This is a genomic window from Actinoallomurus acaciae (genome assembly GCF_042429965.1).
Taxonomy (GTDB): domain Bacteria; phylum Actinomycetota; class Actinomycetes; order Streptosporangiales; family Streptosporangiaceae; genus Actinoallomurus; species Actinoallomurus acaciae.
Genome location: NZ_JBHLZP010000273.1, coordinates 1 through 10,921, shown reverse-complemented (window position 1 = coordinate 10,921; position 10,921 = coordinate 1). Strand labels below are relative to the sequence as shown.

The 10,921-nt window shown below is 71.2% G+C and carries 11 protein-coding genes and 2 pseudogenes; 7 read left to right on the top strand and 6 right to left on the bottom strand.

Annotation, left to right across the window (positions count from 1 at the left end; genetic code table 11):
• Positions 1-279 (bottom strand): annotated as a pseudogene (locus ACFFNX_RS29955) (serine/threonine-protein kinase); the annotation flags it as partial.
• A gap of 397 nt (positions 280-676) precedes the next feature.
• On the opposite strand from ACFFNX_RS29955, the gene ACFFNX_RS29950 reads away from it, so the two are divergent.
• Positions 677-1,186, top strand: coding sequence for an O-acetyl-ADP-ribose deacetylase (locus ACFFNX_RS29950; protein ID WP_378209217.1), 510 nt, complete (start codon positions 677-679; stop codon positions 1,184-1,186).
• Between the two features lie 6 nt (positions 1,187-1,192).
• Here ACFFNX_RS29950 and ACFFNX_RS29945 read toward each other — a convergent pair whose 3' ends face one another.
• The 3 genes from ACFFNX_RS29945 to ACFFNX_RS29935 all read right to left on the bottom strand — a co-directional run bounded on the left by ACFFNX_RS29945 (position 1,193) and on the right by ACFFNX_RS29935 (position 3,901).
• On the bottom strand, positions 1,193-1,894 hold the full coding sequence (locus tag ACFFNX_RS29945) for a hypothetical protein (RefSeq protein ID WP_378209215.1): 702 nt from the start codon (positions 1,892-1,894) through the stop codon (positions 1,193-1,195).
• 320 nt (positions 1,895-2,214) lie between these two features.
• Complete coding sequence (locus tag ACFFNX_RS29940) at positions 2,215-3,123, bottom strand: class I SAM-dependent methyltransferase (RefSeq protein ID WP_378209213.1); 909 nt, start codon at positions 3,121-3,123, stop codon at positions 2,215-2,217.
• Between the two features lie 16 nt (positions 3,124-3,139).
• A complete protein-coding gene (locus ACFFNX_RS29935; protein WP_378209211.1) occupies positions 3,140-3,901 on the bottom strand; it encodes an SDR family NAD(P)-dependent oxidoreductase in 762 nt (253 codons plus the stop codon).
• A 103-nt stretch (positions 3,902-4,004) separates the two neighbouring features.
• Here ACFFNX_RS29935 and mshA point away from each other — a divergent pair, with 103 nt between their 5' ends.
• The 4 genes from mshA (at position 4,005) to ACFFNX_RS29915 (ending at position 7,541) form a co-directional block, all read left to right on the top strand.
• Positions 4,005-5,267, top strand: a complete 1,263-nt coding sequence (gene mshA, locus ACFFNX_RS29930) for a D-inositol-3-phosphate glycosyltransferase (protein ID WP_378209209.1) — start codon at positions 4,005-4,007, stop codon at positions 5,265-5,267.
• 50 nt (positions 5,268-5,317) lie between these two features.
• Entirely contained in the window at positions 5,318-5,812 is a 495-nt protein-coding gene (locus tag ACFFNX_RS29925; RefSeq protein WP_378209207.1) for a type III secretion system chaperone family protein, read from the top strand.
• Positions 5,813-5,882: 70 nt separating this feature from the next.
• The gene (locus ACFFNX_RS29920) at positions 5,883-6,719 is read left to right on the top strand and encodes an SAM-dependent methyltransferase (protein WP_378209205.1); all 837 of its coding nucleotides are present in this window, start codon (positions 5,883-5,885) and stop codon (positions 6,717-6,719) included.
• A 75-nt stretch (positions 6,720-6,794) separates the two neighbouring features.
• Positions 6,795-7,541 carry a phosphoglyceromutase gene (locus tag ACFFNX_RS29915; RefSeq protein WP_378209203.1) on the top strand — a complete coding sequence of 249 codons (747 nt, stop codon included), beginning with the start codon at positions 6,795-6,797 and terminating at the stop codon, positions 7,539-7,541.
• Positions 7,542-7,635: 94 nt separating this feature from the next.
• Here the strand turns inward: ACFFNX_RS29915 and phoU are convergent, their stop codons facing one another.
• Positions 7,636-8,301, bottom strand: a complete 666-nt coding sequence (gene phoU / locus ACFFNX_RS29910) for a phosphate signaling complex protein PhoU (RefSeq protein WP_378209201.1) — start codon at positions 8,299-8,301, stop codon at positions 7,636-7,638.
• Positions 8,302-8,466: 165 nt separating this feature from the next.
• On the opposite strand from phoU, the gene ACFFNX_RS29905 reads away from it, so the two are divergent.
• Together ACFFNX_RS29905 and ACFFNX_RS29900 are read left to right on the top strand one after the other, a co-directional pair.
• Entirely contained in the window at positions 8,467-9,648 is a 1,182-nt protein-coding gene (locus ACFFNX_RS29905) for a sensor histidine kinase (protein WP_378209200.1), read from the top strand.
• 5 nt (positions 9,649-9,653) lie between these two features.
• Positions 9,654-10,331 (top strand): response regulator, encoded by a 678-nt coding sequence (locus tag ACFFNX_RS29900; protein WP_490246480.1) that lies wholly within the window; start codon positions 9,654-9,656, stop codon positions 10,329-10,331.
• A gap of 119 nt (positions 10,332-10,450) precedes the next feature.
• On the opposite strand, the pseudogene ACFFNX_RS29895 reads toward ACFFNX_RS29900, so the two are convergent.
• A pseudogene (locus ACFFNX_RS29895) lies at positions 10,451-10,921 on the bottom strand (hypothetical protein); the annotation flags it as partial.

The window sequence follows — 10,921 nt, the reverse complement described above, 5'->3', positions numbered from 1 at the left end:
GTACGGGCGGCGGCCGAGGCCGGCGCTCTGGCAGGCGGCGACCATCGCCGCCAGCGACGGTGGCACGCCGTCCAGGTCGGGCGGTTCGTGCAGGGTCCGGTGGATGACGGTGTGCACGGGCCCGGTGCCGTACGGCGGGCGGCCGGTGGCGGCGAAGGCCAGCACGGCGCCGAACGCGAACACGTCGCCGGCCGGGTCCAGGTCCTCTCCCCGGATCTGTTCGGGCGACATGTAGCCGGGCGAGCCGATGACCTGGCCCTCGGAGGTGAGCCGGGCCACATGGCCGACGGCGAGCCAGGGGCAGCGGCGCGTCGCCGTCCAGCACCGGCGCGGTGTAGAGGCCGCTGACCCTGCGGGCGGCGGTGATCTCCCGCCGGAACCGTGCGCGGAAACCCTCGTCGGCGGCGTACTCCGGACGTACGACCTTGAGAGCGGCGAGCCGGGCCCCCGGCGAGCGGGCGAGGAAGACCGTTCCCATGCCGCCGGCGCCCAGGCGGGCGAGCAGCCGTTATTCGCCGACCCAGGCCGGGTCGCCGGCCTGAAGCGGATACACGCACGTCCTCCAGCGAGGACACGCAGCCTAACAACCAAACAGATATTACTGTCTATAAGGCGAATGACGCTGTCGGCGGAGTCCGATGAAAAGCGGCCATGCACCGTGATAGGCCTCGGAGGCATGCGCATCACGTTGGTCCTGGGGGACATCACGGAGCAGGACACCGACGCGGTCGTCAACGCGGCGAACTCCTCGCTGCTCGGCGGCGGTGGAGTGGACGGGGCGATCCACCGCAGGGGCGGGCCGGAGATCCTGGAGGAGTGCCGGCGGCTGCGGGCGGCCGAGTACGGCAAGGGCCTGCCGACCGGGCAGGCGGTGGCCACGACCGCCGGGCGGCTGCCCGCCCGCTGGGTGATCCACACGGTCGGGCCGGTGTACGCCAGGTCGAAGGACCGCTCCGCGCTGCTCGCCTCCTGCTACCGCGAGTCGCTCCGGGTCGCCGCCGAGTTGGGCGCCCGTACCATCGCCTTCCCGGCGGTCTCGGCGGGCATCTACGGGTGGCCGCTCGACGACGCGGCCCGCATCGCGGTCGGCACCGTGCGCGACACGGAGGCCCCGGTGGAGGAGGCCCGGTTCGTCCTGTTCAGCGACGACGTCTACGCGGCGTTCGCCCGCGCCCTGAACGGCTGACCCGTCTCACGCGCCCATGATGTGCGGGGCACGCCGGTGCATGACCGGTAGATGCTCGCGGATGAGCAGCCCGCTCGCCGCCAGCATCCACAGCGCCAGCAAAATCAGCGGAATGTAGGTCGGCACCCAGCCGCCGGGCGCCCACGCGCCCTTGGTCGCCCACACCGTGAAGGCCGCCACGAGCGAGATCAGCGCGACGACACCGGCGAAGTAGGCCATCCACATCGGGAAGACGTGCGTGCGCGCGATGGACACGGCGACGGCCGCCAGCGGGAGCGCGAGCGCGATCCCGGCGATGGTCGCCATGACGGTCGCGGCGCTGTACGGCACGGCGGCGAGGATCAGCAGGCCCGCGTGCACCGTCAGCGCGTACGTCGCGGCCCCGAACATCGAGATGGCGACGAAGGCGATCGTGGCGACCAGGGTGAAGCCGGCGAGCACGAGCCCGGGCAGCTCACTCGCGTCGTCCGCACGCCGGAAGGCGGTGGCCAGCGTCGCGCCGAACCACAGGAACAGCGCGATCGCGATGGCGTAGAGAAGGGTTCCCAGCAGGATCCGGCCTCGGTTGTCGTTCATGTACGTGGCGATCACGCCCATCGTGTCGCTGCCCTGGGGCGCACCGCCCATCACGATGCGGGCGACGATCGCGAAGATCACCGCGCCCACGCCGGCCAGGCCACCCCACCGCAACGCGTGACCTGCACGCATGAGAACCATCTCCTCCGGATGTCCCGAGTCGGTATCTCCACCGTTCAGCGGTCAAGCGCGGGTATCCATGGACCAAAGTCCCCAATCCCGGCATCCGAACGGCGGCCCGGCGGCTCCGGGAAACGGGGTGGTCCGGCGGGCCCTCACCGCGGGTCAGTGACCGAACCCCCGCAGGGCCTGACGTGCGACGACCTCGGATCGGCGGCCTCTGACCGGCGGTCAGAGGCCGCGCCGCGACGGCATCCCCCGGCACCGGGGCGGTGGCGAGCCTCCGCCGTGTCCAAGGGCCGGGCCCGCAACGGTCTCGGCCGGACGGGCGGTCAGGAACCGTCCGGCCGTGGAGCGACGGCGGACCAGGGCACGGTCACCTCGCCGAGCCGCCACCGCACGCGGCCGCCGAGCGGTGGGCTCGTATGCACCGGGAACTCGCGGGAGAGCAGTTCCACCGCAGCGATCCACCGCTGGCGCGGGCCGAACACCGACTGGGGCGCCGCGCCGGCCCACGCGCGGTCGAAGGCGGTCAGCAGCGTGTGCACCGGCTCTCCCGGCACGTTGCGGTGGATCAGCGCCTTGGGCAGCCGCTCGGTCAGCTCCGAGGGGCGGGACAGCGTCGCGAGGTGCGCCGCGAACGTGATCATTCGCGGTACGCCGGCGGGCTCACCGGCGCGTGGGCGCGGCACCGTCCGCCGTTCGTCCGGACCGAAACGACGGGTGGCCTCCGGCCCGTCGCGCGCCGGGACGCCCGTGCGGCTCAGCGTCTCCCACGCCGCGCGGCGGCCGATCTCGTCGCAGGTGCCCTCCACGAGCACGCCGCCGGGCGCCAGGCCCCCGCACAGCCGGTCCCAGGCGCGCCAGGCCTCGTCCTCGTCGTACTGGCGCAGCACGTTGAACGCACGGATCAGCGCCGGTGGCCGCCCGACCGGCAACTCGAAGCCGCCGAGCCGGAACGACAGTCCCTCCCGCTCGTACGGCCGGGCCGCCGCGACGCGGTCCGGGTCGATCTCGATCCCGACGACCTCGACCCGTGGATGCACCGCGCGGAGCCGGTCGAACAGCTCGACGGTCGTGATCGGCGAGGCGCCGTACCCGAGGTCGACGACGAGAGGCCGCCCCTGGCGGCGCAGGCGCGGGCCGTGGACGCGGACGATCCAGCGGTCGACGCGGCGCAGCCGGTTGGGCGCCGTCTTTCCCCGCGTGATCGTCCCCTCGGGACGCCGTGCCCGAGGCATGCGTCGCGCGTGTCTCTCAGACCCGGTGGACCTTGTGCGGTGCGGCCTGGGCGCGAGGCTGGACGTCGATGCGGTCGATGTTGACGTGCGCGGGCCGGGTCACCGCCCAGGCGACGCAGTCGGCGATGTCATCGGCGACCAGCGGCTCGGCCACGCCCTCGTACGTCTTGGCCGCCTTCGCCGCGTCGCCCTTGAAGCGGACCAGCGAGAACTCCTCGGTCTCCACCATGCCGGGCGCGATCTCGGTGACGCGGACCGGCCGGTCGTACAGCTCGAGGCGGAGAGTGTCGTTGACCGCCGCGGCGGCGTGCTTGGCCGCGGTGTAGCCGGCACCGCCCTCGTACACGGAGTGCGCGGCGAGCGAGGTGATGTTGACGATGTGGCCGGCGCCGGTCTCGACCAGCTTCGGCAGCAGCGCCTTGGTGATCCGCATCAGGCCGAGCACGTTGGTGTCGTACATCCGCTGCCAGTCGTCGGGGTCGGCGGCCGACACCGGGTCCAGGCCGAACGCCCCGCCCGCGTTGTTGACCAGCACGTGGCACCGGCGCACGGCCCCGGCCAGGGCGGCGACCGACTCCGCCGAGGTCACGTCGAGTGCGTGGACGGCGGCGGGACGGCGCCCGGCCGGATCCGCGGCGTCGATCTCCACCTTGAGCTTCTCGAGGCGGTCGAGCCGCCGCGCGGCCAGAACGACGTCGAACCCCTCGGCGGCCAGTCTGCGCGCGGTCGCCGCGCCGATGCCGCTGCTGGCCCCGGTCACCACTGCTGTCTTACGCACGGAAGCCATCATCGCAGCCGTTTGCGGACAGGCCGACCCGGGGACACCCGGCCGGGGAATGTCGCGTTGCGGTGGATAGGTTCTCTTATCGGAGGTGGTGTCCGTGTCACGTCTTGCCCGGGTGGCGACGATCAGCGTTCATACGTCGCCCCTGGACCAGCCGGGAACGGGGGACGCCGGGGGAATGAACGTCTACATCGTGGAGGTCGCCAAGCGACTGGCGGAACGCGGCATCGAGGTCGATCTGTTCACGCGGGCCACGTCACGGGCGCTGCCGCCCGAGGTCGAACTGGCGCCCGGCGTGACGGTCCGGCACGTCACCGCCGGGCCGCTGGAGGAACTGGACAAGTCCGAGCTGCCGCGCCAGATGTGCGCGTTCACCTCGGGCCTGCTGCGCACGGAGGCCGCGCACGAGCCCGGCCACTACGGCCTGATCCATTCTCACTATTGGCTCTCCGGGCAGGCGGGCCACGCCGCGCGCATGCGCTGGGGCGTCCCGCTGGTGCACTCGATGCACACGCTCGCCAAGGTCAAGAACGCCGCGCTCGCCGAGGGCGACACGCCCGAGCCGCTCGGCCGGGTCCTGGGCGAACAGCGGGTCGTCGAGAGCGCCGACCGCCTGATCGCCAACACGGCCGACGAGGCCGACCAGCTGCGCACGCTGTACGACGCCGGCCCGCACCAGGTGCAGACCATCCTGCCCGGCGTCGACCTGCGGACGTTCACGCCGGAGGACACCGAGGAGGCCCGCCGGCGCCTCGGCGTGGCGCAGGACCGCGCGATGCTGCTGTTCGTCGGCCGCATCCAGCCGCTGAAGGCCCCGGACGTGCTCGTCCGTGCCGCGGCGGCGATGGTGGAGCGCGATCCGCGCCTGCGCGAACGCCTGCTCGTCACCGTCGTGGGCGGCCCCAGCGGCTCGGGCCGTACGCGGCCCACGGAGCTGGTCGAACTCGCCACGCGCCTGGGCGTCGCCGACATCGTGCGGTTCGAACCGCCGTGCCCCCAGACCGAGCTGGCCGACTGGTACCGCGCGGCCGACGTCACCGTCGTGCCGTCCCACAGTGAGTCCTTCGGGCTGGTCGCGGTCGAGTCGCAGGCGTGCGGCACGCCCGTGGTCGCGGCCGGGGTCGGCGGCCTCCGCACGGCCGTGCTCGACGGCGAGTCCGGGAGGCTGGTGCGGGGACACGACCCGGCCGACTACGCCCGCGTGCTGGCCGACCTGCTCGGCGCGCCGGGCCTGCTGCGCCGGATGTCCCGCGCCGCCGTACGGCACAGCAGGACGTTCGGCTGGCAGACGACGGTCGACCGGCTGCTGGAGGTCTACGCGCAGGCCGTCGGGGAGCGGGCGATGGCCGCGTCGGCGTAGGCCACGCGTCGTGGATGATGGTGGCTTCGAGAGCGACCTGAGGAGCGATGATGAGCACCGCCGTGGACGCGTCACTCAAGGCGATCCTGGACGACCAGGAGCTGGAGTACGAACGGCCGCGCGACGGCGCGTACCTGGTCAAGCTGCCCGGGCAGCACAAGCTCGCCACGATGACCTGGCTCGTCGCCGGCGAGCACAGCCTGCACGTGGAGGCGTTCTTCTGCCGCCAGCCGGATGAGAACCACGAGGAGTTCTACCGCTTCCTGCTCCGCAAGAACGGCGGGATGTACGGGGTGGCGTTCGCGCTGGACCAGACCGGCGACGTCTACCTGGTCGGCCGGCTTCCCCTGTCGGCGGTGACGCCCGAGGAGATCGACCGCATCCTCGGCTGCGTGCTCACCTACTCCGACGACAACTTCGACCGTGCGCTGGAGATCGGGTTCGCCGGTTCGATCCAGCGGGAGTGGGACTGGCGGGTCAAACGCGGGGAGAGCCTCGCCAATCTCCAGGCGTTCGCCCGGATCATCCCCGGCGCAGGCGATTGAAACGCGTTTCACTTTTCTGTACGGTTCCGTTACCGATTGTGGTTGAGTGACAGTTAAGTTCTGTCCGTAAGTGCGGATCGAACGGGGGTGCGTCATGGAGGACCGGGCCGGGGAACCACGCGAGGTCGACCTGAGTACCCCCAACGTCGCCCGGATGTATGACTACTACCTCGGCGGGAAGGACAACTTCGCCGCCGACCGGGACGCCGCGGAGAAGGCCCTGGAGTTCGCTCCGCAGATCCGGCTCGCGGCCCAGCAGAACCGGGCGTTCATGGGCCGCGCCGTACGCCACCTGGCCGAGACCGGCACCCGGCAGTTCCTCGACGTCGGCACGGGCCTGCCGACCCAGAACAACGTCCACGAGGTGGCCCAGCGCGTCGCCCCGGACGCCCGTGTGGTCTACGTCGACAACGACCCGGTCGTGCTCACCCACGGCCGCGCCATCCTCGGCGGGGCCGAGAACGTCGACATCGTCCAGGCCGACCTGCGCCGCCCCGAGGACATCCTGGACGACCCCGAGGTGCGCAAGCGCCTCGACTTCGACCAGCCGATCGCGATCCTGCTCGTGGCGATCGTGCACTTCCTCCCGGAGGGCGACGGCCCCGACGCGATCGTGGCGCGCTTCCGCGACGCGCTGCCGCCGGGCGGCCACCTCGTGCTGAGCCACGTCTGCGGCGAGGCGCTTCCCGATTCGGTCCCCGGCGTCACCGAGGTCTACCGCCACTCCACGACGCCCATCCTGGCCCGTACGCCGGACCGCATCCGGTCCTTTTTCGGCGATCTCGAACTCCTCGAACCCGGCGTGGTCAACGTCGCCCAGTGGCGCCCGGACTCGGTGGAGACCCGCCGCATCGCCGAGAAGTACCGCCGTCCGTACTTCCTGGCCGGAGTCGCCCGCAAGAACTGACCGGCGCGGAGCCGTACGCCGATGGACGACCCGCGTTTTCCGGCGGAGAAGGTCGACCCAGTAGGCTCGCTGGTTATGGCGACATTGGTACTTCTCCGGCACGGAGAGAGCGTCTGGAACGCCGAGAACCTTTTCACCGGCTGGGTTGACGTCGACCTGTCCGAGAAGGGCGAAGAAGAGGCGGTCACCGGGGGCGACCTGCTGCTCGACGCCGACCTGAGCCTCGACGTCGTGCACACGTCGGTGCTCAAGCGCGCGATCCGTACGGCCAACATCGCGCTCGACGCGGCGGAGCAGCTGTGGATCCCGGTCCGGCGGTCCTGGCGGCTCAACGAGCGGCACTACGGCGCGCTGCAGGGCAAGAACAAGAAGCAGACGCTGGAGGAGTTCGGCGAGGAGCAGTTCATGACCTGGCGCCGCTCCTACGACACGCCGCCGCCGCCGATCGCCGACGACGACCCGCTCTCGCAGGTGAACGACCCGCGCTACGGGCTGCTGCCGTCGGAGCTCATCCCGCGCACCGAGTGCCTCGCGGACGTGGTCGACCGGCTGCTGCCGTACTGGTACGACGCGATCGTCCCGGACCTCGCCGCGGGCAGGACCGTGCTGCTCGCGGCGCACGGCAACTCCATCCGCGCGCTCGTCAAGCACCTCGACGGCATCTCCGACGAGGACATCGCGGGTCTGAACATCCCGACCGGCATCCCGCTGCGGTACGAGCTCGACGACGACTTCGAGCCGCGCAAGAAGGGCGGCGAGTACCTCGACCCGGCGGCCGCGGAGGCGTCCATCGAGGCGGTCAAGAATCAGGGCAAGAAGTAGATCCGACCATGGAACGGCGCGCCCCACGGGCGGACGCCGCGCACACGAAAGAAGCCCCGGCGATCGCCGGGGCTTCTCGCGTACGGGCGGCGGGTCAGTCCGCGACCTCGCCGATGTCCTCGGGGTGCTGGCCGGTGACCAGGTAGACGACGTCCTCCGCGACGTGCACCGCGTGGTCGGCGAAGCGCTCGAAGTAGCGTCCGGCCAGGGAGATGTCCACGGCGGGCTCCACGCCGTGCTTCCACTTCGGCGACAGCATCGCGTCGAACAGCCGCCGGTGGAGCCGGTCCATCTGGTCGTCGTCGGCGTCCAGCTCCAGGCCCATCTGGACGTCCTGTGAGGCGATCACGCTGCCGGCCTTGGCGATCATGCGCTCCGCGATCTGGCCCATCTCCAGGACGGTCGCGTGCAGCTCGGGCGGAATGGCCGACTCCGGGTGGCGCCGCCGCGCGGTCTTGGCCAGGTGGACGGCCAGGTCGCCCATCCGCTCCAGGTCACCGCTCATGCGCAACGCGGTGATGAGGGTCCGCAGGTCGCTGGCGACCGGCTGCTGGCGGGCCATCAGCTCGAAGACGGTCTCCTCGATGTCCGTCTCGATCTTGTTGACGTGCTCGTCGGCGCTGATCACTTCTTCGGCGAGGCGCAGGTCGGCATCGAGCAGGGCGGTGCTGGCACGGGCCATCGCCGACCGCACCAACCGCGTCATCTCCACGAGTTTGTCGGAGAGACCGTCCAGCTCCTCGTGGTAAGCGTCTCGCATGTGATTCCTTACGGTTTGGCGCTCAGCAGGCAGTTTTATCCGTGTAGCAGAATGCTGGTCCGCCGTGAACGGATGTGTAGGGACAGGTTAACTTTGCGCGAACGTACTTGCAGGTAGGCATATGCGGGGCCAGAGCTGGTCACCGCCCCGCCTACCATCCAAGATGTGGATGTGGAGGTTGTCGCGACTCTTGCCGGCGCCGCTGGCCTGGTGACCGGCCTGGTGACCGCCCTGGCCGTGCGCGTCAGCGAGCGTGCCCAGCGCCCAGCCGCCGCTCCCGCGCAGACCGGGGGAGTTCCCCCGGGCGTCGCCTCGGTGCTGAGCGTGCTGCGCTCATCCGCGGTGGTGGTCGACAGCGAGGACCGCGTCCTGCGAGCCAGCTCGGCCGCCCGCGCCTTCGGCCTCGTCAGCGGTGACCGGCTCGTCGTCGACGCCCTCCTGGCCATGGCCCGCCTCGTACGCCGCGACGGGGAGATCCGCGAAGAGGAGATCGAGGTCATCCACGGCCGGCGGGAGGGCCGCTGGTTCGCGGTCCGCGTCGCGCCGATGGGCACGAACGGCCTCGTCCTCGTACTCGCGGAGGACCTGACCGAACTCCGCCGCGTCGAGGCCATCCGCCGCGACTTCGTGGCCAACGTCAGCCACGAGCTCAAGACCCCGGTCGGCGCACTCTCGCTCCTGTCGGAGACGATCGAGGACGCCGCCGACGACCCCGAGGCCGTGCGCCGCTTCGCCAAGCGCATGCAGCACGAGTCCATACGCCTCACGAACGTCGTCCAGGACCTGATCACCCTGTCCCGCCTCCAGGGCGGTGAGCCGGTGGCCGAGCCGAAGGTCGTGTCCCTCGACGACGTCGTGCACGACGCCGTGGACCGCTGCCGGCTCAAGGCCGAACCCAAGGACATCACCCTCGCCATCGGCGGCCGCGAGGGGCTCAAGGTGCACGGCGACGAAGAACTGCTCATCACCGCGGTGCGCAACTTCATCGACAACGCCGTCGCCTACAGCCCCGAGCACACGCGTGTGGTCGTCTGCACCCGGCTCGCCGACGGAGGGCACGCGGAGATCAGCGTGACCGATCAGGGCATCGGCATCCCGGAGGCGGACCTGCAGCGCATCTTCGAACGCTTCTACCGGGTCGACCCGGCGCGGTCCCGCCAGACCGGCGGTACCGGCCTCGGGCTCGCCATCGTCAAGCACGCCGCGACCCGGCATCGGGGCGAGGTCAACGTCTGGAGCAAGGAAGGCTCCGGATCGACGTTCACCATCCGCCTGCCGTTGTTGACAACCTCCGCGACCGCGAAGGAAATCCCTGAGCCAGCCACCGTACGGGAGGCCCCCCAGTGACTCGAGTGCTCGTCGTGGAAGACGAGGAGTCGTTCAGCGACGCACTGTCGTACATGTTGCGGAAGGAGGGCTTCGAGGTCGCCGTCGCGGCGACCGGACCCGACGCCCTCGACTCCTTCGACCGCGCCGGTGCCGACCTCGTCCTGCTCGACCTGATGCTGCCCGGACTGCCCGGCACGGAGGTGTGCCGGGAACTGCGCACCAAGTCCAACGTCCCAGTGATCATGTTGACCGCCAAGGACAGCGAGGTGGACAAGGTCGTCGGCCTCGAGCTGGGCGCGGACGACTACGTCACCAAGCCGTTCTCCTCACGTGAGCTCGTCGCCCGCATCCGTGCCGTGCTGCGCCGGCGCGGCGACGTCGAGGAGCTCGCCCCGCCCACGCTCGAGGCCGGGCCGGTGCGCATGGACGTCGAACGCCATGTCGTCACCGTCTCCGGCCGCGAGGTGCCGCTTCCGCTGAAGGAGTTCGAGCTGCTGGAGGTGCTGCTCCGCAACGCCGGCCGGGTGCTGACCCGCATGCAGCTCATCGACCGGGTGTGGGGCGCGGACTACGTGGGGGACACCAAGACCCTCGACGTCCACATCAAGCGGCTGCGCGCCAAGATCGAGCCGGCCCCCTCGACGCCCCGCTTCATCATCACCGTACGGGGCCTGGGCTACAAGTTCGAGCCCGACGAGTGATCCCTCCGTCCCGTGACGCCGAAGAGGCGGCGCGGAACGGCGACGGGCGCCCGCGCCCGCGTATCACGTGAAAAACCCCGCCCGTCGCTCGGCGATGGGCGGGGTCGTCCGGCCGTCTGTCAGGCCGCCGGGGTGGCCGCGGTCTTCTTCCGCGTCTTGGTCTTGTGCGCCTTGGAGCTCGTGGCCGTCGGCTGCGAGCCCGTCGGCGTGGCCGGCGGCGTCGCGGCCGGCGGCGTCGTGGTCGGTGCGACCGGAGCCGGGGAGTACGTCGAGTAGTAGCCGTTCCAGGGCACGACCGGCAGATCGAGGTTCAGCGTGCCCGCCTGCTGGAAGTGCAGGGTCACGTGCACCGTCTCACCGCCGGAGTACTCCTGCGCCAGGCCCTTGAGGATCAGCTTGGACGACGCGGAGGGCGCGGCGGTCGGCGTGGCGGGCGGGGTCGTGCGGGCCGTGGGCGTCAGCGGGCTCTGCGGCGGCGTGCTGGTGCCGATCGGCGCATCGCCCCCGCTCGGCTTACGGGTGTGGCCCGCCGTCTTGCCCGGAGCCTTGACGGGAACCTTGGCCGGGGCCTTCGGCGGGGTGGGCGTGGG